The 23,247-nt window shown below is 50.8% G+C and carries 21 protein-coding genes and 2 tRNA genes; 12 read left to right on the top strand and 11 right to left on the bottom strand.

The window, feature by feature from the left end; translation table 11 throughout:
- Positions 1 to 88: 88 nt before the first annotated feature.
- Complete coding sequence (locus tag AS151_RS04275; RefSeq protein ID WP_139240503.1) at positions 89 to 988, bottom strand: hypothetical protein; 900 nt, start codon at positions 986 to 988, stop codon at positions 89 to 91.
- Between the two features lie 264 nt (positions 989 to 1,252).
- Here AS151_RS04275 and AS151_RS04270 point away from each other — a divergent pair, with 264 nt between their 5' ends.
- Positions 1,253 to 2,107 (top strand): tetratricopeptide repeat protein, encoded by an 855-nt coding sequence (locus tag AS151_RS04270; protein ID WP_071515811.1) that lies wholly within the window; start codon positions 1,253 to 1,255, stop codon positions 2,105 to 2,107.
- 7 nt (positions 2,108 to 2,114) lie between these two features.
- Here the strand turns inward: AS151_RS04270 and AS151_RS04265 are convergent, their stop codons facing one another.
- Together AS151_RS04265 and AS151_RS04260 are read right to left on the bottom strand one after the other, a co-directional pair.
- Positions 2,115 to 3,185 carry a hypothetical protein gene (locus tag AS151_RS04265; RefSeq protein WP_071515810.1) on the bottom strand — a complete coding sequence of 357 codons (1,071 nt, stop codon included), beginning with the start codon at positions 3,183 to 3,185 and terminating at the stop codon, positions 2,115 to 2,117.
- Positions 3,186 to 3,253: 68 nt separating this feature from the next.
- A complete protein-coding gene (locus tag AS151_RS04260; RefSeq protein WP_071515809.1) occupies positions 3,254 to 3,586 on the bottom strand; it encodes a DUF565 domain-containing protein in 333 nt (110 codons plus the stop codon).
- A gap of 163 nt (positions 3,587 to 3,749) precedes the next feature.
- On the opposite strand from AS151_RS04260, the gene AS151_RS21315 reads away from it, so the two are divergent.
- From AS151_RS21315 to lpxC, 4 genes are all read left to right on the top strand, one after another.
- Positions 3,750 to 4,307, top strand: a complete 558-nt coding sequence (locus AS151_RS21315) for a hypothetical protein (protein WP_139240502.1) — start codon at positions 3,750 to 3,752, stop codon at positions 4,305 to 4,307.
- Between the two features lie 113 nt (positions 4,308 to 4,420).
- The gene (purC, locus tag AS151_RS04245) at positions 4,421 to 5,173 is read left to right on the top strand and encodes a phosphoribosylaminoimidazolesuccinocarboxamide synthase (RefSeq protein ID WP_071515806.1); all 753 of its coding nucleotides are present in this window, start codon (positions 4,421 to 4,423) and stop codon (positions 5,171 to 5,173) included.
- A gap of 147 nt (positions 5,174 to 5,320) precedes the next feature.
- Positions 5,321 to 7,687 carry a BamA/TamA family outer membrane protein gene (locus AS151_RS04240; protein WP_071515815.1) on the top strand — a complete coding sequence of 789 codons (2,367 nt, stop codon included), beginning with the start codon at positions 5,321 to 5,323 and terminating at the stop codon, positions 7,685 to 7,687.
- A 36-nt stretch (positions 7,688 to 7,723) separates the two neighbouring features.
- Positions 7,724 to 8,578 (top strand): UDP-3-O-acyl-N-acetylglucosamine deacetylase, encoded by an 855-nt coding sequence (gene lpxC / locus AS151_RS04235; protein ID WP_071515814.1) that lies wholly within the window; start codon positions 7,724 to 7,726, stop codon positions 8,576 to 8,578.
- Positions 8,579 to 8,655: 77 nt separating this feature from the next.
- On the opposite strand, the gene AS151_RS04230 is transcribed toward lpxC, so the two are convergent.
- A complete protein-coding gene (locus AS151_RS04230; protein ID WP_139240501.1) occupies positions 8,656 to 8,874 on the bottom strand; it encodes a hypothetical protein in 219 nt (72 codons plus the stop codon).
- 233 nt (positions 8,875 to 9,107) lie between these two features.
- Here AS151_RS04230 and fabZ point away from each other — a divergent pair, with 233 nt between their 5' ends.
- The 3 genes from fabZ to lpxB all read left to right on the top strand — a co-directional run bounded on the left by fabZ (position 9,108) and on the right by lpxB (position 11,753).
- A complete protein-coding gene (gene fabZ / locus AS151_RS04225; protein WP_071515804.1) occupies positions 9,108 to 9,632 on the top strand; it encodes a 3-hydroxyacyl-ACP dehydratase FabZ in 525 nt (174 codons plus the stop codon).
- A gap of 91 nt (positions 9,633 to 9,723) precedes the next feature.
- Positions 9,724 to 10,533 (top strand): acyl-ACP--UDP-N-acetylglucosamine O-acyltransferase, encoded by an 810-nt coding sequence (gene lpxA, locus AS151_RS04220; RefSeq protein WP_071515803.1) that lies wholly within the window; start codon positions 9,724 to 9,726, stop codon positions 10,531 to 10,533.
- Positions 10,530 to 11,753 (top strand): lipid-A-disaccharide synthase, encoded by a 1,224-nt coding sequence (gene lpxB / locus AS151_RS04215; RefSeq protein ID WP_071515802.1) that lies wholly within the window; start codon positions 10,530 to 10,532, stop codon positions 11,751 to 11,753. The genes lpxA and lpxB overlap by 4 nt, the downstream gene beginning before the upstream one ends.
- A gap of 1,180 nt (positions 11,754 to 12,933) precedes the next feature.
- On the opposite strand, the gene AS151_RS04210 is transcribed toward lpxB, so the two are convergent.
- From AS151_RS04210 to AS151_RS21310, 5 genes are all read right to left on the bottom strand, one after another.
- Positions 12,934 to 14,169: an HhoA/HhoB/HtrA family serine endopeptidase gene (locus tag AS151_RS04210; RefSeq protein WP_071515813.1), complete on the bottom strand. Its 1,236-nt coding sequence runs from the start codon at positions 14,167 to 14,169 to the stop codon at positions 12,934 to 12,936.
- 159 nt (positions 14,170 to 14,328) lie between these two features.
- Positions 14,329 to 14,946 carry a phosphate-starvation-inducible PsiE family protein gene (locus tag AS151_RS04205; RefSeq protein ID WP_071515801.1) on the bottom strand — a complete coding sequence of 206 codons (618 nt, stop codon included), beginning with the start codon at positions 14,944 to 14,946 and terminating at the stop codon, positions 14,329 to 14,331.
- A gap of 21 nt (positions 14,947 to 14,967) precedes the next feature.
- Positions 14,968 to 17,088, bottom strand: a complete 2,121-nt coding sequence (locus tag AS151_RS04200; protein ID WP_071515800.1) for an amylo-alpha-1,6-glucosidase — start codon at positions 17,086 to 17,088, stop codon at positions 14,968 to 14,970.
- A 446-nt stretch (positions 17,089 to 17,534) separates the two neighbouring features.
- Complete coding sequence (locus tag AS151_RS04190; protein WP_071515798.1) at positions 17,535 to 18,647, bottom strand: glycosyltransferase family 4 protein; 1,113 nt, start codon at positions 18,645 to 18,647, stop codon at positions 17,535 to 17,537.
- Between the two features lie 240 nt (positions 18,648 to 18,887).
- A complete protein-coding gene (locus AS151_RS21310; protein ID WP_139240500.1) occupies positions 18,888 to 19,076 on the bottom strand; it encodes a hypothetical protein in 189 nt (62 codons plus the stop codon).
- Positions 19,077 to 19,241: 165 nt separating this feature from the next.
- Between AS151_RS21310 and AS151_RS04185 the strand changes: the two genes are divergently transcribed.
- Together AS151_RS04185 and gltX are read left to right on the top strand one after the other, a co-directional pair.
- Positions 19,242 to 19,315: transfer RNA gene (locus tag AS151_RS04185), tRNA-Asp, on the top strand.
- 116 nt (positions 19,316 to 19,431) lie between these two features.
- Positions 19,432 to 20,880, top strand: a complete 1,449-nt coding sequence (gltX, locus tag AS151_RS04180) for a glutamate--tRNA ligase (RefSeq protein WP_071515797.1) — start codon at positions 19,432 to 19,434, stop codon at positions 20,878 to 20,880.
- 137 nt (positions 20,881 to 21,017) lie between these two features.
- On the opposite strand, the gene AS151_RS04175 is transcribed toward gltX, so the two are convergent.
- Entirely contained in the window at positions 21,018 to 21,245 is a 228-nt protein-coding gene (locus tag AS151_RS04175; RefSeq protein ID WP_139240499.1) for a hypothetical protein, read from the bottom strand.
- A 117-nt stretch (positions 21,246 to 21,362) separates the two neighbouring features.
- Entirely contained in the window at positions 21,363 to 21,734 is a 372-nt protein-coding gene (locus AS151_RS04170; protein ID WP_071515795.1) for a DUF4359 domain-containing protein, read from the bottom strand.
- A gap of 206 nt (positions 21,735 to 21,940) precedes the next feature.
- Here AS151_RS04170 and AS151_RS04165 point away from each other — a divergent pair.
- Positions 21,941 to 22,013: transfer RNA gene (locus tag AS151_RS04165), tRNA-His, on the top strand.
- 265 nt (positions 22,014 to 22,278) lie between these two features.
- Complete coding sequence (locus tag AS151_RS04160; protein ID WP_084639394.1) at positions 22,279 to 23,052, top strand: MotA/TolQ/ExbB proton channel family protein; 774 nt, start codon at positions 22,279 to 22,281, stop codon at positions 23,050 to 23,052.
- Positions 23,053 to 23,247: the final 195 nt, after the last annotated feature.

Raw genomic sequence — 23,247 nt, 5'->3', positions numbered from 1 at the left:
AATGGGGCTAAAGCCCCACGAGGCGCTTTTCCTCCCCGCGCTAAAGCGACGGGGATTCCAAGCTACCGAAAGTTTTACTTGATAGATTTTAGCGGTCTTGGGGATGGTTGGATGGCGGTTGTTCTTTAGATGGGTTTTCCGATGCTTGGCGTTTTTTTGGAGGGGCAGGTTTGGCAGGTTGGCTGCGATTTTTGCGCACTGGTTTTTGCTGGCGTTGGGGGCGTTGGGATTTTTTCTTCGACGGTTTTTTGCTTTTCCGTTTGGGGATGGTGCCCATGTCTTCACCGGCGTGTATCACCAGTTCGTTGCTTTGGCGACGTACTTGCAAATCCCAAAAATGACCTACGGCTTTTCCTTCCAGCGTGCCGGCGAGGGAAAGTTTGAAAAAGCGGGGTTTCTTTTCTTTTTTGCGCGGCGACTGCCGAATTTTGACGATAATCCGTTGGTCGGCTTCGGATTGGTAAACCACTTCCCCACGAATGGAGAAAAACCCATCTTCAATGGGTAGAGAAGGAGTAGTAGTGGTGGCACTGGCTGGCATGCGGTTTTGGGTAAGCTTTTCTGGTTCCCAAACGCCGACAATTTGAGCGTGGAGGTTGCCTTCTTTTTGGCGGGGTCGCGGGTACACCACCCATAAATGTTCTTCTTCCAAGCTGAGGTGCTTTTTTAGCAGGCTCATAATCCGCCCCAGCAAAACAGCATCGATAATGGTGCCATCTTCGGTGAGGAGAATTCCCTGATTGAATTGGTCGGCGGAAGGGGTGTATTTGCCTTTGAGCAAGCCAATGGCCCGGTACTGCATTTTTTGCGCCGGCGGGGGAATGGGATGCGATCGCAAGGGCAGTTCTTCTGTCTGCTGGGAAGCCTCCCTGGTTGATTCCTCGTGGGTGGCTGCCTCTGGCGATGCGGGTGGGGCACTTTCTGCTGGGGGCACTTCAGAAGGGGTCGGTTCCTCAGAAGGAGGGAAGGGGTGAGAAGCGGAATTCATGGAAAAACCTCCTAACAGCGGAGACATATTTCTAGCGGGTGGGACCAGAACCACCCCGCCAATGGATAGCGGTTGTTGGTGTGCCTATTCTACTGAATGCATTGCCCAAACGGAAAAATCTGTGAAATTTTGTGCCTAAATTTTCCCCCAAGCATTCTTTTTGCCTGTGTTCCCCATTTCCAGCTGTTTGTCATCCCTCCCTTGCCATTTTCAATCTGGCAAATCGTGGCCGATAATGGTTGTAAGAATTCAAGGACATTATTCGTGAATAACCAACGCGGACGCTGGATTATCGGTATTGTGCTCGCTACTGTTGTGGTCGCTTTTTTGGGGCTGAGTTTTGCTCCCCTAATTGGCGATACCCTACAAGCCAATCGCACGAGCAACCCAGACCAACAACCAGTATCTTCGGTACAAAACGGCACTTCAGCTGAGTCAGAAGGTCCCACCCAAGAACAGTTAAAATCCCAAGAAAAGGGATACGAAGCCGTGCTGCAACGGGAACCGGAAAATGAAAATGCCCTGCGGGGATTGGTAGACGTACGCCTGCAGTTGGGCAATTTGGAAGGGACGGTGGAACCTTTACAAAAATTAGCAGAACTGCATCCGGAAGAACCCAGCTACAGTGTTTTGCTAGCCCAGACCAAGCAGTATTTGGGAGATATGGAAGGAGCGGCTGGTGTATATCGGGATATTCTTAATTCCCAACCGGCGTATGTTCCGGCTTTGCAAGGGCTAACGACGCTGTTGCTGCGCCAAGAACGTCCCCAAGCGGCGATTGGTCTGTTGCAGGATACGCTGAAAAAGGCACCACAATTGGAAGAGGTTGAAGGTAGCAGTGTGGATGTGGCGTCCATACAGCTGATTTTGGGACAGGTGTACGCCAGTCAGGAACGTTACGATGAAGCGGTGGCGGTCTATAACGATGCCATCAGCGAAGATGAAAGCGATTTTCGACCGGTGTTGGCGAAAGCTTTGGTATTTACCGAACAAGGAAAGGTGGAGGAAGCCAAGCCCCTATTTTCGACGGCGGCAGAACTGGCACCGCCTAAGTTTAAGGACCAAATCAATGCTCAACTCCAGCAATTGGAAGCGCAAGGTTCTACGGAAGAAGGATAGTTACTGGCTAGCTGGCGGCGGAGTGGTTTTGAGTTCCGTCGCCGGGGGGGTAAGCGGCCGCCACCTGGTGGTCGGCATCTAGTTCTACCACCAAATCGGTTTGCCGGGTATCTTGTAGCAATGGTGTTACGTACAGCTGCGGGTGAAGGGCTTTCCAAAAATACTTGACAAATTGCTCGATTTGTGAATCGGTTTGTCCCGATTGCCCGGCGGCTTTCATTTGTTGTTCTGCTTGCTGCCGCCACTGGAGGGAGTAGCGATAGTCGGTGGGCACCAAAACCAACAGGCTATCCAAACGCTGCCATAGGGGTAGATAGGCGTGCAGTCTTTGGTTGCAGTCGGCAGCAAAGGCGCGATCGCTTTCGGTGACAATGGGATCGGGAAGCGTTGCGGGTAGTTCGGACAAGGGCTGTACCCCTACAAACCATCCTTCAAACAGGACCATATCGGCACCGTCGACCCATTCCGGTTCCGTGCGATCGCCCGCACCTGCCCAAGCTGATTTATCGAAACGGGGAATCGCGATCGCGGATGTGGGGGTTGATTGTCGCAATTGGTCTAAAACCTCGATTCCGGCCGCTACATCGTGGGTTCCCGGCGGTCCTCGCCAAAGCAGGCGGGGATCTTCTTGTTGCAGCTGTTGGCGTTGGGTGTGAGATTTGTAGATATCATCCAAAGAAAGATGCACCACCCCATATCCCCAATGTTCTAAAATAAGGTGTAAGCTCTTCGCCGTGGTGGTTTTGCCGGTTCCCTGCAATCCCAACATGCCCTGTATGAAAGGACGGGTTTGTTGCTGGTACCGGGCAACCAACCATTGGGCTAGCGGCAACCACAACTGCCAGAGGGAAACCCACAAACGGTCTCCCTGCAGGGGAAATCGATTTTTGAGGGGTAGTAGGGAAAGAAATTGCTGCGATCGCTGCTGGATGGCCTCGCGGACATTGTGGCGATCGATGCCCCAAACCTGGGATTGATAGAGATGGTCCAACGTCCAACGCTCTAGAGCGTCTTGTAGCTCTGGTGAGAGGTATTGGGCACGTACCAACCCTTGTAAGATACCTTCGAGTGCACTCATGAAGCTAGTTTCCCAATACTTGCTGGTGGTGGGGTGGTAGGCGATGGGTCGCCCAGAGAAAGCGCCACCTAAGACCCTAGTTTTAATGCTTCCACAAATAGACTGTACACCAATCCAATTTTGAGGGCGTTCAACAACTCCAAGGAAAACCGGGGACGATCGCTGCGGTTGCGGGTGTAAACCACACGACTGATAGTTTCGGTAAAAAATAAAGTAATCGCCGCTACCACAATATCCTGTCGGGAGTTTTGACCCGCTATGGTAGAAACAGCCGTTCCCAGAAAAAATCCAAACAATACAGCGATCGCTGCTAGTGAAATTCGCCGCCACGGATTGCGCAACCATCCCAACCACTGCCGGACCAACAAACGAATCAAACCGTTCAAGCGCGTATCTTGCATATTTGCTCTCCCCTACCCCACAGAATCCTTCTTTGGCTGCAGCGCATGAAAGCACCACCAACCAACCCACGAGCCACTACTCGCTCCGTTTTTTTTAGAATAGCACCCTAACCCGGGAAGCTTTTCCCACGTTTCGCTAACCTTTTGTGGTATTTCATCGTCGATGAAGTTCAAACGTTGGCTTCGATCTGGTTCCAAACGAGCAATTCTCGCGATCGCGATTTCTTGCCTGCTGCTGGCTGGCGCGATTGTATTGATGCGGCATTGGGTGGTTGCCGTTCGCATGTCAACTGCCTCGCCATCGCCCATCGTACCGCCCTTACTTCCTTTACTGCCCCCTGTACCCACCATAGAACTTCCCGAACCAGCTGCCGAAAGGGTTTCTTCCCCAATAGAAGGGAAAACCGGAACCCTGCGGGTGAGCAACCGGTCTTCCCATCCCGTGCGCGTGGTTTTGCGGCGTTATACCGGCAGTTCCGAGACGCCCAAAGAACCTATCCACTGGGATTTTGCGCCTCAAGAAGGACGGGTACGCGGGACGATTCTAGCGCTCCCCGAAGCCGATCTGCGCCTGCGATCGGGTGATATTCTGGTTGTGTTTGCCCAAGATGGTTCTCGCCGCTACTGGGGACCTTACATTGTTGGCGAGACAGAAATTCCCCTGTGGAACCAACAACAACAGGAATGGATCTTGCCCATTCAATCTCAAGTAGGGCGGTAGTTGGGCATGGGCGCATGGGGGCATGGGAGAAAACAACCAATTATATCTCCCAGGTTCGGCCGCTAGGTACGCCTTGATTTTTTGGTCATTTCAATCACTCTCAACAACTTCTTATGTCAGCTTACGAAAAACTGTACGAAGGGAAAGCCAAAATCGTATACCAAACCGACGATCCGGATGTTTTGCTGGTGTGCTTTAAAGATGATGCCACGGCTTTTAATGCCCAAAAACGGGGGCAAATCGTTGGTAAAGGGGAAATGAATTGCAAAATTTCCACGCGTTTGTTTCAGCTGTTGCAGGCGGCGGGGATGCCCACGCACTTCATCGATTCGCCCGCTGCCGCTCAAATGCGGGTGTGGCGGGTGGATATTGTGCCCATCGAAGCCATTGTGCGCAATATAGCCGCTGGTAGCTTGTGCCGGCAAACCGGATTGCCCTTGGGGAAAGTGCTGCCGCGACCATTGGTGGAGTTTTGCTATAAAAACGACGCGTTGGGCGATCCTCTGCTAACGCGCGATCGCTTGCAGATGTTGGAACTGGCCGCGCCGGAGCAAATTCAAACCATGGAGAACTACTGCCTGCAGATTAACGAAATTCTCGGGGACTTTTTCAACGAATGTGGCATTACTCTGGTAGACTTCAAGCTGGAATTTGGTATAGTCCCCCCTACGGCAGGACCAACCAGTCCGTTTGCTGCTGGTACCTTGTTGCTGGCTGATGAAATTAGCCCCGATACCTGTCGCTTGTGGCAGCAATCGGAAGACGATCCGCAAAAACGGGTTTTGGATAAGGATCGTTTCCGGCAAAACCTGCCAGATGTAGAAGCTGCTTACCAACAAGTACTCGATCGCGTGACCGGTCACTAGAGTGGCGGCAACGATAGCAAAGCAGCAAAACCCATTTCAAGCTGTTTTCAAGTAACTGCGACCGGCTGGGAAATTGCCATTTCGTCCGGCTAATTTTTGGCGTACATTTTTTGTGGTGTGTGGAGATTCCAAACCAAAGTGAAAATCATGCGTTTATATCCATTTTGGATGGCGGCGATTTGCTTAGCAACAACGCTCGGTGTGTCCAATTCTACAAATGCCCACCCGTCGCCAGTGGGAAAGGCATTGGCAGAAGCCACCTCTGCCGGCGACTCGACTGGGAAAGCTACCAACCAACCAAAAGAGACTCATTCTACTTCGGTGGCGGCTGCGGTGGAAAAATCCCAAAGTAGCGGGAACTCCCATGCCACATACGTGTGGGATTTGACCCAGGTACTTCCCGACTTGCCGCTAGCGAGGCCGTCTGGCGAATCGTTGTTGCCCGAACCGCCTCCCTGGCGCGAACGAAATGATGAGTTGGCGCTCGCGATGGCACCAAGTGCCCTTCGGGTCAAAAATAGCGCGGTGTTGGCCCAACAGCCAACAGAAACAGAAGGGGAAACCACCCCCGAATCGCCGGAATTACCGCCAGAAATGGAAACGGAAACCGAGGGCGACTCTCCTACCGAAGTTCCGGAATCTCCCCAACCAGAAGCGCCACCAGAAACTGAAATACCAATTTCGCCTCCCAATGGCGAACAGCAGCAGCCACAACAACAGCAGCAACAGCAACAAGAACCCCAAGTTTTGGTTGCGGAAGTGGTGGTTGAAGGTGTAGAAGGGGAATTGGAACAGACCGTCTACGATGCGGTGGCAACTACCCCAGGGCGGACCACCACGCGATCGCAGTTGCAAGAAGATATCGATTCTATTTATGCCACCGGTTATTTTGCCCAAGCCCGGGTGGTTCCTGAAGATACCCCTTTGGGGGTCCGGGTCACTTTTGTGGTGGAACCCAACCCAGTTTTGCAACAGGTACAAGTAGAAGGCGATCGCATTTTGCCCGACAGCGTGGTACAAGATGCTTTCAGCGACCAATACGGGGAAGTGCTCAACCTGCAGCAGTTTCAAAATGGCATTTCTCAAATCAACCAGTGGTATCAAGACAACGGATATGTACTAGCGCAAGTAGTGGAATCGCCACAAGTTAGCGAAGATGGCACCGTAACCCTTACCGTTGCGGAGGGGGAGATCGCAGATATTCAAGTGCAGTTTTTAACCGAAGAAGGGGAAGCCACTACCCCCGATGGCGAACCGATAGGTGGCAGAACCCGGGAGTACGTAGTTTTACGGGAGATGCGCACCGAACCGGGGGATATTCTCAAACGCGATCGCATTCAATCCGATTTGCAACGAATTTTTCAACTCGGTCTGTTTGAAGACGTACGGCTGCAGCTCAACCCTGCCCCCAACAATCCCCGCAAAGCGGTTGTGGTGGTGAATTTAATCGAGAAAAACACTGGTTCCATCGGTGTGGGTGGCGGCGTCAGTACCACCAGCGGTTTGTTCGGTACGGTGAGCTTCCAAGAACAAAATTTATTCGGGCGTAACCAAAAATTGGGAGCGGAACTGCAGGCAGGCGAACGGGGTTTGCTGTTCGACCTGAGCTTTACCGATCCTTGGATCAAAGGCGATCCTTTCGGGACTTCCTATACCGCTAACGTCTTTACGCGGCGGGCCATTTCCCTGATTTTTGACGGTGGCGATGAAGAAGTAGAACTGGAAAACGGCGATCGCCCCAGGGTACAGCGTTTTGGCGGTGGCGTTCGCTTCCAACGACCCCTATCAAACGACCCGCTATCGCCGGCAGAATGGACTGCTTCTGGTGGTGTGAATTTCCAGCGCGTCACCATTCGCGACGAAGATGGGGAAATTACCCCTGAAGACGAATTGGGCAACGATTTGAGCTTTAGCGGCGACGGCAGGGACGACTTGCTTACTTTAGAATTTGGTTTGAGCCGCGATTTGCGCAACAACCAACGGCAACCTACTTCCGGGTCTTTTGCTCGTGTGGATATCGAACAATCGATTCCCGTAGGTCAGGGCAATATTCTCTTTAACAGTTTGCAAGGACGCTACAGCTATTACATTCCCGTGGATTGGGTGAACTTTACCGAAGGACCGCAAACTTTAGCATTCAACGTGGAAGCAGGGGTTTTCTTAGGGGATTTGCCGCCGTACGAAGCGTTTGCCTTGGGAGGTAGTAATTCCGTACGCGGTTACGATGAAGCGGAATTGGGTACCGGTCGTGCCTTTGCCGAAGCCAGTGTGGAGTACCGCTTTCCTATTATCTCCATTGTAGGGGGCGCTCTATTTGCTGATGTTGGCTCGGATTTGGGTACTGCTGATGACGTTCCCGGCGAACCGGCGGAGGTGCGCGATAAACCCGGTAGTGGCTTTGGCTACGGTTTGGGAGTGCGCATTCAATCGCCTTTGGGGCCCATTCGGGTTGACTACGGTATCAACGATGAAGGAGAAGGTCGCCTGCACTTTGGCATTGGCGAGAAGTTCTGAGGTTCCTTTGATGGCTGGCAATGGATGGGGGTGCTGATGCAACCAACGCGCTATACTCTGGCTGAGAGGGTTTCCCGCTCTGGTGTGGGGCTGCATACGGGAGAACAAACGCAAGTGTCTTTGTTGCCGGTTCCTGCGGGCGATCGCTATTTTGTGCGGGTGGACTTGCCTGGCAAACCGGAAATTCCCGCAACCCTAGCCTCCGTACGGCAAACCCAGCTGGCGACGCAACTGGTGGGGCAGGGGGCTACCGTACAAACCGTAGAACACTTGCTGGCGGCTTTGGCGGTTTTGGGGATTACCGATGTTTGTATTGAGGTGAATGGTCCGGAAATCCCGCTGCTGGATGGTTCTGCCCAGGATTGGACCGAGGCGATCGCAGGGGCTGGGAAAGTCGCGATCGCAGCCCCTGCTAGGGAACTTCCCGGAGTGTCCCAACCCATCTGCCTCTACCAAGGGGATGCCTTCGTGGCAGCCATTCCCGCTGAGGAAACCCGTTTTACCTACGGCATTGACTTTCCAGTTGCTCCCATTGGCAATCAGTGGTACAGTTGGGCGGCTAGTGCCGACACCTGGGCTGCAGAAATTGCACCGGCGCGGACTTTTACCCTGGAAGCTTACGTAGAACCCCTGCGCCAGCAAGGTTGGATTCGCGGAGGCAGTTTGGACAATGCCTTGGTTTGTGGCGATCGCGATTGGCTCAACCCCCCCCTGCGATTTGCCAATGAACCCGTACGCCATAAAATTCTAGACTTCGTGGGCGATGTTAGCTTGTTGGGTTTTTTCCCCAAGGCTCACTTTATTGCTTACAAAGCCAGCCACCAGCTGCACGTACGGCTAGCACGTCAAATTGCCTCGGTGCCCCAGCCCTGTCCCAGCACCGGAGAATAGGGATTTGGAACCTAGGGACTGCCAGGGGGATGGGTTTAGCGAAAAGTAGCTCTGGTGTTATAGTCTTGTTAACGGTACTATAAAGAACCAATGCCAGCACCGAACTTTTGGCGTTGGTGCCAGGCAGCTTGCAAAGCCCCAGTCAATTGAGGGGCATCTTCTATGGTACGGCACCCCAGCGGTCCTTCCGGCCGTTCCCTGGGGAAGGTACCGGTACCACCAGCATCCTTGCCCTGCTTGCAGCTGGAAAGGCAGCTGGAGCTAAGTTCCGTGCAAGGTTTTGCAAAAAAAGACAAACCACTGATTCCGGTCAATGGTTGCCAAAGAATGGGGGAGCTACACGTGTTGGTAGCGATCGCCTTTCACTGATGAGGGCGAAACTTGGGAACCCCCTCCTCGATTTGATAAACGTCAAAAAGTTGCCAGCTTTTTGGCATTTTGGACCTCATCTAAGATAAAAATTCCAATTTCAGATGGGGCGTACTTAAAGGATGTCTTTATATCTGCGCTCGGTAGGAGCGATACCGTTATGTCCACAGCTATTGATAGCCAAACGACGAATACACACACAGAAAATTCTAATGAAAACCAGGCAGCTCAATCCGATCGCTCTACATCACCGCCGGTGTTGGATGTAGAAGAAATCCAAAAACTGCTGCCCCACCGCTATCCTTTTTTGTTGGTCGATCGAATTACGGAATACGTTCCCGGGGAATCCGCCGTTGGCATTAAAAATGTCACCTTTAACGAACCCCACTTTCAGGGTCATTTCCCCGAACGGGCAATTATGCCTGGGGTTTTGATTGTGGAAGCTATGGCCCAATTGGGAGCGGTCTTGCTAGCGCAAATGCCGGAAGTGGAAGAAGGGTTGTTGCTCTTTGCTGGCATCGACAAAGTCCGCTTTCGCCGTCCGGTCGTGCCGGGAGACCAACTGGTGATGAAAGCTAACTTGCTGTGCATCAAGCGACGCCGTTTTGGGAAAATGCGTGCCCGAGCGGAAGTGGACGGCCAGTTGGTAGCAGAAGGAGAATTAATGTTCTCGCTGGTGGAATAAACCACCACACGGCCGGGGACCTGCGATTGAGGATCCTACCTTCGCTTGGGACAACCTGCTTGACTTATTTTCATTTCTTAATGTCTCGACGATGACCCTGATTCATCCCACTGCTGTTGTCCATCCAGATGCCCAATTACACCCTACCGTTCGCGTAGGGGCTTATGCAGAAATCGGGGCCAATGTCAAGATTGGTTCGGAAACCACCATAGGCTCCCACGCCATCGTCCAGGGGTGGACCGAAATTGGCAGCCAAAATCAAATTTTTCCCGGAGCTGTCATTGGCTTTGAACCGCAGGACCTCAAATACAATGGGGCGCGCAGCCTGGTTAAAATTGGCAATGACAACAAAATCCGCGAGTATGTCACCATCAACCGGGCTACCAACGCCGACGAAGCCACAACCATCGGCGATCGCAATTTGCTTATGGCTTACGTACATGTGGCTCATAACTGTACGATTGAAGACCAGGTGGTCATCGCCAACAGCGTTGCCCTCGCCGGTCACGTTCACGTGGAATCCAGGGCCACCATTGGTGGCGTGTTGGGCATCCATCAGTTCGCTCGCATTGGCAAACTAGCGATGGTAGGTGGTATGAGCCGTATCGAACGGGATATTCCCCCGTTCATGTTGGTTGAGGGCAACCCCTGTCGGGTACGCGCCCTCAATCAAGTGGGCATCAAACGGGCTGGCTTGCAGGCCAGCTTGCCCCTGCTAAAAAAAGCATTTCGTTTGCTTTATCGTTCCGGCATTCCCCTGCAAGAGGCGCTGGATAAGCTACAGATTTTCGCGGATGACGCACAAGTCAATCACTTATATCAATTTCTGAAAGCTTCTTTGACCTCTCACCGACGTGGGGTTACTGCGGGTAGAAAACGTTTGGGAGAAACATCCAAGTGAGTCAAAGCAGGCGGCAAGCCAGGGTTTTTATTGCCACCGGTGAAGTTTCTGGGGATTTGCAAGGGTCGATGTTGGTGGCAGCCCTTCACCAACAGGCGCGCGATCGCGGTTGGGATTTGCATATTTGGGGATTGGGCGGCGATCGCATGGAACAAGCTGGCATGGAACTGCTGGGCAACACCAGCGGTATTGGGTCGGTGGGATTGTGGGAATCGCTGCCCTACGTTTTGCCTACCCTGCGACACCAGCGGCGGGTCAAAAACCATCTCCGCCAGCAGCCGCCGGATGTGGTGGTGCTGGTAGACTATCTGGGACCCAATTTGGGCATCGGGCAGTTTCTCGACCGTCGCTTCCCCCACATTCCCGTAGTGTACTACATTGCCCCACAGTTGTGGGTGTGGTCCCCTTCCAGCAAACCGGCCAAGCAACTCGCCAGTTTGGCAGATGAAATTTTAGCCATTTTCCCAGCAGAAGCCAAATTTTTCCGAGAATTGGGGGCTTGCGTCCGATGGGTAGGGCATCCGTTGCTCGATCGCTGTGACGCCATGCCCAGTCGCCAACAGGCTCGTCAACGCTTGGGCATAACCGAGGGGCAAACGGCCATTACATTGGTTCCTGCTTCTCGCCGCCAGGAAATTCGCTATTTGCTGCCGACCATGTTTGCTGCCGCGCAAAGGTTACAAGCACAACAACCCCAAGTGCAATTTTGGATTCCCCTTTCCCATCCCACCTACCGCCAACCCATTGAAACCGCCATTGAAAAATACCAACTCAACGCTCGCATTGCCTCCCGTCAAGATGCGATCGCTGCCGCCGACCTTGCCATCACTAAATCGGGAACTGTTAACTTAGAAATCGCCCTTGCCAACGTTCCCCAGGTGGTCATTTATCGCGTCAGTTCGGTGACTGCTTGGATTGCCAAACATATTCTCCACTTTTCCATCCCCTACATGTCTCCTACCAACTTGGTAGAAATGAAACCCATTGTTCCAGAATTACTGCAAGACGAAGCCACACCAGAAAATATTACCCAACAAGCCAATCGTATTCTGCAAAATCCTGCCCGATACCAACAAATACTGCAAGATTACGCTCAAATGCGCCAAGCTTTGGGAAACCCTGGCGTTCCCCAGCGAGCAGCCAAGGCTATCTTTCATCACCTAGAAAACATCGATTCTCCAAACAAACAAGAAGCAGCTTGGCCAAGGAAACCAAAATAATTATACTTATACTATTTCGAGAAAGCATAGAAAATTGTAGGATGGGCATTGCCCATCCTCCTAGCGTGTCTATTCTAAAATAGTGCACATAAGAATGGCTGAATGGATTTTAAATTTATAAACTTTAGCGCTCGCTTTACCTACCAAATTAAAATAGATGCGCTAGTAGGAAGTATGCTTCGCGAAGCTCCCCACAAAAATCCCCCAATTATTTATTTTGACACTCTCACGAATAGAATTCGTAAGATTCTCGCTTCATCAGGGTGCCTAGATAGATTAGCTATGCTAATACCATATCCAATCCGATGGCATCACCGCTTTATAGGTGGTTGGGGAATTTTCACATCTGCTTGCACCGGATAAAATAATATAGTACCCGCTCGCTGTTTTCAGAATTTGTACTTGCTTAACCACAAAGCCATCACCGAAGGGAGCGAGACTTAAAAAACCGTACTTTCCCAATTTTCGGAAGATCGATTTGATTCCCTTCGATACAGGTTTCCTTGACTTTGGGAAAAACAAACGAGCGAAATCGCCCTTTTTCCCTAAAGCGAGGAAAGCCAAATCTCCGTCGATACATAGTCACCCATGCAGTCTTCAAACGTTTGAGCATTTGCTGCCAGACTTTCTTGGCTGGTGTTAATGCCTTGCACTGACTGGCATAGGTAGGGCGAGGGGCATCGGCGGGAATGATGTACTCGCCTCCCAAACCACAGGCGTTGACAGGCGATTTTCGGGATTTGAGCCCATCTTGGCGTTCTCTCAGCCCATCATTGCCAACTTGCCGACAGATTTCCCACCATGACTCAATTGTTTGAGCCTGGCGGCTTGATTTTAACGGCGGCTCAAGCCGTACGGGTGGCTTTTCATCCCTGCGCGTGAAAAGTCAGGGCTTTCAAGCTCCCGATTCATGCGGTAATGTTTGTGGTTTAGCAATATCGGATTTCGTATAAAATCCTGCTGTAGACTTATGGGGAAGAACTCCCTGTAGTCCCCCGCAGGTACGGCACAGCGACCCAAGTCAGAGCTCAGGGCATTGCAGCCAGGGGTCTGAGAGCGATTCAATCTATTCAAACGGATTTCATATCAAAAATTCCCCCACTTCACCACCTGCAGTTCCAATGGGGCAGCAGGAACGAAAAGCCTAACTGCCCTTTTTTCCGATCAAGTTATGGGAACGCTAGCTAACATCGCGCAATTGCGCCGTACGTACGTCAAGGGTTAGCGTACGAGTGCCCCGTTGAATCTTAAACGTCAGCATTTCCCCAACATTAGACCCTTCTACCACATCTTGCAACTGACCGGCACTGGTGATGGGCTGGCCTTCTACTTCAAAAATCACATCACCGCGACGGATACCTGCTTTTTCCGCTGGCGTATTCGACATGACCCGTACCACCAAAACCCCTTTGCGGTTGGGTAGCTGCATGAGGGCGTTGGGATTACTGTTGTTTTCCTCAACCATCTCTGGGGTTAGGGTCACCATTTGAATCCCTACAAAGGGATGCTGAACGGTTTCCCCACGAGATAGGGGACCTTTGACTTCTTTGACTTTATTGACGGGAATGGCAAAGCCAATGCCGTTGGCATCTGCTCGAATGGCGGTGTTAATGCCAATCACCTCTCCGCGTTCGTTCAGCAAAGGACCACCGGAGTTACCGGGGTTAATGGCGGCATCGGTTTGAATGAAATCCAAGCGTTTGTCGGGAATACCGGCTTGAGAACTGGAACGGTTGAGGGTACTGATAATTCCCAAGGTGACGGTATTGTCCAATCCTAAAGGATTTCCCAATGCGATCGCCCAATCGCCAACCCGAAGTTGGTCGGAATTACCTAAATCCGCCACCGGCAGCGACTGCCCGCTAATTTTCACCACTGCCAAGTCCGTGACTTCATCGGTACCGCGAACTTCCCCATCGAAGCTGCGACCGTCTTTGAGGGTGACGGTGACTTGGTCGGCATTTTTTACCACGTGGGCGTTGGTAATCACAATGCCCTCACTATCGACAATCAGTCCCGATCCTTGACCGCGGACTTCCCGCTGTCTGGGCATTTGCCCAAAGAACTCGTCACCAAAAAATCTTTTAAAAAACGGATCGTCGAAGAATGGATCCACGTTGCGGGTTACTGTACGAGCGGTATCGATGCGTACGACGGCACCTCCCACCCGTTCTACCGCAGCGGTAACGAAGTTGCCATTCTCAGTGTCGGTGGGAATGGGAATCGCCGCTTGTTGGGAGGGTTCCGCTACCGTTTTGCTGGGAATGGCTTTTGAGGGAGTCACAGCAGCAATTCCCGCGGCAGGGAGTAGATTCATGGTGCCAATCGCTAGCAAAAATCCCAAGGAAAAGGTGATGATGTAGCTTGCTAGCTTCGCTATGGGAAATGGGGATAGAGAAAATCTTCTGATTCGCACAATGCCACCTCGCGAATAGTACCAAGACTGTTTCTTATATATTCTCGGTTTTGCAGAAACATCCAAAAGCATTTACCCAAATTTACTGGCCGCAGCTGCCGTATCCACTGTTGGGATGCTTCTGCAACCGAAGATGTTCCCAAACCGGGGGACAGATACCTACTTTCCTGCGTCTGGAAAACTTTTTGTTGTAGGCATAGCGCTGTATTTTTCCGTTTCTAGTGTACCAGAGGATGGTTGGGATGGGTAGCGATCGCGATGGGTTGGTATGTCGAAAACTGCTGGAATTTGGGCATTGGCAGCTGTTTCGTTTCCATAGCGATCGTCGCGGTTGGCTGCAATAGAATTGCGCAGGGGATGTACCACCAACAGCCCACCCAATACCACCAAAAAGACGCAAACCACCAAAACCTGTTGGGGAGAGATTTTCAAAACCCCCCGCAAAATCACTTCCCGCAAAACAGAAACAATGGAAGCCTCCACAGCAACGCTGACAGAAATCTGTCTTTCCTGAAAATAAATCACCAAAATCCGAAATAATTCTACCATAATCAATAAAAACAAGATATCCGAAGCGACAATTTCAAAGCGCAACGGCTGCACTAAGGAAATAAATAGATCGGCGATCCGCAATACCATGATGGCAAACATAGCAATACATAAGGAAATAACAATGATATCTTGAATGGTTTCCAAATGTCTGACCAATTGGTGGCGATTCATGGGAAGAAAAACCCCGGTTTCCTTCTTAGTTGTGGCATCGTTGCGATCGCGCATATCTTTTCACCTCCTTATCCCTTACGGTTCGATCGAAATTTGGATATTCCCCTGCTGTTTGAGAATACGGCAGGCAGTATGCTCTCCTTGCCGTTCCAATTCCAAATCAATATGGCTGTTGCCCACTTGCAAATTATGTATAGATAGGCGAGACAAAAAAGCAGGCAACCGAGGTTTCACCAAACGCAGACAACCGTTCGCAGCATCGGGAATGGGATTGAGCATCATTTGCAACAGTTGAAAAACACTGCCCGTGGCCCAAGCTTGAGGGGAACAAGCCACCGGATAGTTAATCGGCGGACTATTGCTGCGGCGTTGGTAACCGCACAACAGTTCTGGGGGACGTTTGCTAGGCTGGTAGTGGGTCATATCCAACAAGCCTGCTGCCACAGTCAGGGCTGCGTCCACCCATCCCAGCGATCGCAAGCCAGCAGCAACCAAGGCACTGTCGTGAGGCCAAACCGACCCCAAATGATAGCTAATGGGGTTGTAAGCGGGAGAGAGGCTGCTGAGGGTACGAATGCCCCAACCGCTAAACATTTCCTCCGACATACAAGTACGCGCTACGCGAGCTGCTTTTTCGGGATAAAAAATCCCAAAACACAAACATTGACCGGGATTGGAAGTAATGCTGTCCACCTGTTGCCCTTGACCGTCCAAAGCCAAAGCGCAATAATCTGCCGATTCGATCCAAAAATCCCGGTTGAAACGCGCTTGCAACGCCCGGGCTTGGGAACGCCAGCGTCGGGCCAGTTCCGGTTTTCCCATCAGTTCGGCCATGCGGCTGAGACCTTGTTTGGCTGCATAGACGTAGGCTTGCACCTCACACAAGGCAATAGGACCAAAGACTTGTTCGCCTTTGCTATTGACAATGGCATCACCGGAGTCCTTCCAGCCTTGGTTGTCGATACCGCCGGAGGAACGGCGCTGGTAGCTGAGATATCCGGTTTCGGCACATTGGCTGTCGATCCAGGACATGGCAGCAGTGGCGGCATCCCACAACCGTTCGATGGTCTCGCGATCGCCGGTCCAGGCATAGTACTCCGCATACAGCAGCAACCACAAAGGCGTGGCATCCACCGTACCGTAGTAAGGCGTGTGCGGAATTTCCCGACAGCGGGCCATTTCCCCCTGCCGCAGTTCGTGCAAAATCTTGCCTGGAGCTTCTTCATGCCAGTCACTATCTTCTTCTCCTTGGTATTTACCCAAAGTTAACAAGGTATCCCGGGCAATGGAAGGAGTAAACATCAGCGTTTGAAAAGCTGCTACCAAGGAATCGCGACCGAAAAGTGCGGAAAACCAAGGAATTCCCGCCGCTGGTACCTTGCCCGAGTCAAATGATTGCAACAGCAAGTACATATCCTGTTCGGCGCGTTCGATAATTTGATTGATGGTGGTGCGATCGCTGCGAATGCGCGTTGTTGCCCGATACCAACTTTGCCAATCAGCAAATGCCGCATCTTGAGCTTGGGACAAGGTGGCGGGGATAGGGATTTGGGAAGTGGGTTGGTGGTTGGTATACGGTGTTAGGTGGTAGCCGAGAATGGTTTGTTCGTGGCTGTCGAGGTGCAAGTTCCAAATGGCACAGTCTTCCCAAATTTCATCGGGCAGGCGGTAGGAAAACTGAATTTGCGTTTCCATGAGGTAGTTGTCCAACCCCCGATAGGCAAAACTCAGTCCATTTTTTCGTGAGGAAACCACTTCTAACTTATTTCCCCGCATAGGGCGATCGCCATATTCCCGAACTTCAAATAAGTCCAAAAAATCGGCGTAAAATTGCAATTTCACCTGAAATGTGACCGCTTGCAAATCGTAGTTGTAAATTTCGATCTCTTCAAACAATCCCCCACGCAAAGCCAGCTGACGCTGGATGCCCAAAGTTTCTTTTTTTAGTACGTTGGGAACTTCGGGATTGGTACAAGCCACACATAGAGAAAACCCTGTTTCGGCATGGCTGTGCAGTAAAATGGGATCGTATCCTTCAACGGTCAGTTGGGAACAGCTGAGAAAGCGCGTATCTTGGCAAAAAAGACCCGTAACCGCTCGATCGCTGCGATCTTTGGAAGCAACTGTATTTCCCAAGCGATCGGCGATTAAAAATAAATCGTTTTCTTTTATGGTTAGGGTAGGGGAAAGTGACATGAAGGCTTCGTGGGAACGCTACCGCTCAAAAAATCAGATTGATGGTTTGCTTTGTGGTTAAATTGGCGCGACTCGCCCTCCGAGAACGAAAGAAAAAGGAGGATAAGAAAGTATGCGTCTGGGACCGCCTCACTCCTCCTTTCTATTCTATAGGTAACAATTTTGACCGGGTTTCTCCAGTAGCCGCGATCGGAAAATCAAATCTGGGAAACGAAACGTACCCAAAACAATTATCCGACAACTTGCGCTTTTTTTACCCCGTCTTTTCGGAAAAACGCTTTACGCGAGAGAACGCTAGCCATTTGGGCTGTGGGCATTTCCTGACTGCAAGAAGTGCAGAACCAGTATACGCCCCGGGAACTAGCATGACGTAGCAAAGGAGCACTGCAACAAGGACAGATATTTCCGCGCATGATTACCTCCTTATTGTAAATTCAATAATTGCTTTACGCTACGGGAATTAACTGGGAACTGGCGATCGCACCGTGTCCGTTGCGAGACTCGCGTTCCCATGGAGACTGCTGATTTTGGCAAGTTTTGAAAACTTTTTCGTAAGCTGCTTCGTATTTATCCACCATTGCAGCCACGCTAAAGTAACGCAAAACAAACTCGTGGCAGTGCTGGCGCTCAATTTGGGACACTTGCGCCACTGCTTCTACCATTGCCGAGATGCGATCGCAAACAAATCCCGTTTTCCCCCTGGCCACAATTTCCGGAACCGCCCCGCGATTGCTAGCAATAACCGGCGTTCCAGTACACATGGATTCGATGGTAACCAAGCCAAACGGCTCGTTCCATTGAATGGGGAACAAGGTTGCCGTAGCATTTCCCAGCAGTTCTACTTTTTCTTGATGGGTTAACTCTCCCAAATATTGGATATTTTGCCCATCAATATGAGGTTTTACCTGATTTTCAAAAAATTCTTGGTCCACCACATCAACTTTACCAGCCATTAGTAGGGGCAATCCTGCAGTTTTAGCCACTTCAATGGCTTTGTCCGGTCCTTTTTCCGGTGACATGCGTCCCAGAAAGGCCAGATAAGGAGGCGTTTGTGGTGTTGGCTGAAAAGGATATTGGCTGGTGTCAATTCCGTTGTGAACGGTACGCACATAATTTAAAGTAGGATTGAGTTGGCGTTGGGCATCGCTTATGCTAATGTAATGGCGATCGCGGTATTTATGGAAAACGCGTCGATTTTCGGGCGTAAATCCATTGTGGAGTGTGTGAACGCTGGGGGTTTTGAGAAACTGCGTGTAAGGAAGAACCCCAAAGCCGGTGTGGAAATGGATAATATCGAAACGATGGGCTTGCTCCAAAATTTGACTCAGCTGTAGAGCTTCGTAAGCAGCTGGTTCCTTGAGGTCGGTTTGCAAGCGCAAAGCCGTAGGTGTAACCGACTCCAAACGAGCGAGGGTTTGCGAATCCCCCGTAGCGAACAAAGTAACCTCGTGACCCCGACGTACGAGTTCGTCCGTTAGCTGGCTGACGACCAATTCAATACCACCGTATCCTGGTGGCGGTACTCGTTCCCACAACGGCGATACTTGAGCAATACGCATAGATATTTTTCTCCTTACTCGCGATGGGTGATGGGTTCCAGGTTGCAGGTACGCAGCAGGTACAACAAGAGCTGCTGGGCTGTTTTTGGAACAACCGATTTATGAAAGTGGTAGGGATTGATTTTTGAGTGGCGATCGCTTTGCAAACAGCAGACCGCTCTTACCAACCAGAACTTATTATCTTTCCTAGCGGACTCTAAGAGGAAATTTGCCAGTTCGAGTATCCATTTAAATATTTACTTAAGATTTTAGCGGTTGGCGAGTCGTATTAACCGTACTTCCCATCAAGAGGGGGTTGACGCGATCGCGCTTTCCGGCCAAACAACGAGCAGACGCTTCTAGTTGCCACACCTTTCCCCCGCTGCCGCCTTCCCCAACCCCGTCCCTTAGTAGCAAGACAATCGGCAAACGGCATCTGGGGAGTTCCACACCTGAAAGCTCCCTAATAGGGTTGGGAAAGTTACTTCGGTACTTTTTTTCTGAAATTCAGCCAAATTGGCCCGTATAGCTGTTGACAAATCTAGATTGGTTGGTGATAATAGAAGATGTCCTCAGAAAAGAGAGGACGCCAAGCGCCAAAAACGCCAACTACAAGGGACTGTAGTTCAACCGGTTAGAGCACCGCCCTGTCACGGCGGAAGTTGCGGGTTCGAATCCCGTCAGTCCCGTTTTTCACAGCCCAGCCAAAGCCAATCGCTATCGGTAAAAGTGGTTCTCGGACAGCGAACGGGGGGCAAAACCGTCTACAATAGACCTTTGGCGAGTTTTGCGGAGAAACACCTCTGTGACAGTAAGAGTTCGATTAGCGCCCAGTCCTACCGGAAATTTACACATTGGTACGGCTAGAACTGCCGTCTTTAACTGGCTGTTTGCCCGTAGCCAGGGCGGTCAGTTTATTTTACGCATTGAAGATACCGATTACCAGCGATCGCAAGCTGAATATACTCAAAATATTCTCGATGGCTTGAAGTGGTTGGGATTGCATTGGGATGAAGGACCGTACTACCAATCCCAGCGGTTGGATTTGTACCGCCAAAGCATTCAAACCCTACTGGAAAAAGGGTTAGCGTACCGTTGTTACTGTACAACGGAAGAACTAGAGCAAATGCGCGCAGCCCAAAAAGCCAAAGGGCAAGCACCGCGATACGACAACCGCCACCGGGATTTGACCCCAGAACAAGAAGCCGCTTTGGAAGCGGAAGGTCGCACCCCCGTGATTCGGTTTAAAATCGACGACAATCGCGAAATTACCTGGTACGATCGCATTCGCGGTCTTATGAGTTGGAAGGGCAGCGACTTAGGTGGCGACATGGTCATCGCCCGGGCTGCCAGTCGCGAACAAATGGGGCAACCCCTGTACAACCTGGCCGTGGTGGTGGATGATGTGGACATGGATATTACCCACGTTATCCGCGGAGAAGACCACATTGCCAATACTGCCAAGCAAATTCTGCTATACGAAGCTTTCGGCAAAACCCCACCGGAATTTGCTCACACCCCTTTAATTCTCAATCCCAGCGGTCAAAAGCTTTCCAAACGGGATAATGTTACCTCCGTTTCTGAGTTTTACGCCATGGGTTTTACCGCCCCAGCTTTAGCCAACTATATGACTTTGTTGGGATGGTCGCCCCCGGATGAGGAGGAAATTTTTACTCTAGAAGCAGCAGCGAAGAAATTTGAGCTGGAACGGATCAATAAAGCCGGGGCCAAATTTGACTGGGATAAGTTAGATTGGATTAACAGCCAGTACCTGCACAACATGCCTGTGGAGGAACTAACTGATTTGTTGGTACCTTACTGGCAGGAAGCTGGTTATGCTTTCGACCCGCACAGCGATCGCGAGTGGTTGGCAGAAATTGCTGCTTTAATCGGACCTAGCCTCACCCGCCTGTCGGAAGCGGCAGACATGAGTCGGATCTTCTTTACCGATACTGTAAATCTTGAGGCAGATGCCCAAGATATGTTGCGGCAAGATGCTGCCCAAACGGCGGTGAAAGCGGTAGCCGAAGCGACAGCCAACCACGCCGAGTTAAGCTTAGACGATGCCCAAGGGATTGTGAAAACCATTACCAAACAACACAAGCTGAAAAAAGGCTTGGTGATGAAATCCCTGCGCGCCGCCCTAACCGGTGCTTTGCAAGGACCAGATTTGATGCAATCTTGGTTAATTTTAAACCGTAAAGGTCGCGATCGCCCCCGCTTGCAAAAAGCTCTGGAAATCGCCAACCAATAAGCAATATCCTCATGGCCCAGCCTGCTGCGATTGGCTGGGCTCGTGGTTTTACGTTCCTAGAACGAAAACCGATCGAATTGCCAAAACTTTACCCAACATACAACATCCCCAAGAAGGCGCGATCGCAGGATACATGCCTAGGCGATCGCCGAGCAACCATCAACAATCCGAATCTGACCGCGATACATATTCATCACCACTTGCTTGATAGCTTGGCGTTCCTCGTAGGTCGGATTCAGATAGGGCAAGGCCTCCATGAGTGCCTTGTAATCTCTACCAGTAATTTGACCGGTATAAATCGCTTCCCGAGCTAAAGTATCTACACACAACTGCATTTGTACTCCCCCTTTGCTGGAGGGTGTCACTTCTGTACCCTCTCACCCTACAATCGTACTTTTTTCACCTCCCGATCGAGAAGGTCAGGATTACTGATTTTTTCGAGGGATAGGATTTGAGTTCCGTATTATTACTTACACCAAGCTCTATGACTTTTTCTCAGCTTCGTAAATGTAAAACTGGTTTAAAATCCCCACCGTAGAGAAATGATAAGAAGGAAGCCCTAACGACATAGAAATATCGGTTTCGTAGATACTGAAAAAAAAGTAGTTCTGCCTTTGCGTCGTATCCGCAATCACCTTTTGAAACTGGCCTCGATTCGCATCTGCAAATCCCCGGCACTGCTGCCGCAGGAATTTGGGCACATCATCGCAGACATTTTCTTGCAAGTGGCTGGCAAATTTCTTTGCCGCGAAAGACTGATAGGCAGAGGACTTCGGATTGGTCACCGCCAGACCAATGCCCAATCCCACAACTGCCAAACCGCCCACTGAAATCGCTGTCTTCATTCTTTTCATGAAAATCTCCCAACCAACAACTGTCACTGCCCTCCCCCAAGCAAATCCTTAAGAAATACGGGGATAGGGCTTTTCTATTCTGCCTCAGTTCTTCTCCTCTAGACCGACAACCTTGGATTTTTGTTGCCCGGAAAAATTTTTCTAACAGCTCTTTACGCCATTTTGTAAATTCGCTATAATACAAAAGCGATCGCAAACGAAACATGGCGAACGTGGCCAAGTGGTTAAGGCAGCGGATTGTGGTTCCGCCATTCGTGGGTTCGAATCCCATCGTTCGCCCTTCAAAACACCAGACCAGGGCAACAAGTTTCCCGAAAAATTATCTGTCGTTGGCTGGTCAGACAAGCAGCCATCGCCTGCACGAGTCATTTCCGCCTCTGTTTCCCCATCCTGCTTGGGATTTTTTGGTTTTTCGCAGCGAGTTTCCCCTCCAAGTTTCCTAAAATAGAGGCAGCCCATTGGATTCACCTGTTATTTTGGCAGGTGTATTTTTTGTTGGTCTGCATGCCGAAGCTTTTGGAATCAGTCAGTAGGAGCATAGACGGTGAATATTGCGGAGATTTTTGAAAAAGGCGGGGTAGCTATGTGGCCATTGCTGGCTTTGTCTATCCTAGCTACCAGCATTATTTTTGAACGGCTGTGGTTTTGGTTGGGGGTTCTCAGCAAAGAACAGGAAATCGTCAATTTAGTTTTGGAAGCGGCTCGTTATGATTGGCAGGTGGCTAGGGAAATTGCCTTTAAAGCCAGAAAACGTCCCATTGGTCGCTATTTGTATGCTCCCTTGCAGCTGCAACAACCGGAACCGGAGTCCTTTCGCTTGGCGTTGGAAGCGGCGGCGGAAAACGAACTTACCCACATGCGTCGGGGAGAAAAGGTGTTAGAAGGGGTGATTGCGATATCGCCGTTGATTGGTTTGTTGGGAACGGTTTTGGGATTGATTAACTCCCTCAGTTCCATTCGCCTGGGAGACTTGGGAACGGCTTCCACCGCCGGCGTTACCCTAGGCATTGGGGAAGCTTTGTATAGTACTGCTGGTGGTTTGATTGTGGCGATTGTCAGTTTGGTGTTTTATCGGTTGTTTCAATTGTTCCTGTCTTCCCAGGTCAAAGTATTTCGCCAGGCAGGCAACGAACTGGAACTGCTCTACCGCCAGCAATGGCCGCAAATTCAAAAAGACCCGGAATCGCTAGGGATTTTCCCCCAGGAGTCGTCGGAAGAGACAGCAACTACCAAGGTACAAGGCGAGACTACCCACAGCAGCCAATCACAAAACCAGCCATCTCCCCCACCATCTTATCCTGAGGAGGGGAATGCCTAGCAGTCAACTCGTTGGAGTCGGTGTAGCATGCTTTGAATCCTACATCCAATCAGTAGCTTTTTCCTGTTGGCTCTAATTGTTGTTTGTTATCAGCGCGAACGCAGAACTGGTATTGACACTCTCACGAATAGAATTCGTGAGATTCTCGCTTCATCGGGTGTGCCTAGATGGATTCGCTATGAGTTAGTCCATCCC

Source organism: Geitlerinema sp. PCC 9228 (assembly GCF_001870905.1).
Taxonomy (GTDB): domain Bacteria; phylum Cyanobacteriota; class Cyanobacteriia; order Cyanobacteriales; family PCC-9228; genus PCC-9228.
This window is presented reverse-complemented; position numbering and strand designations above follow the sequence as displayed.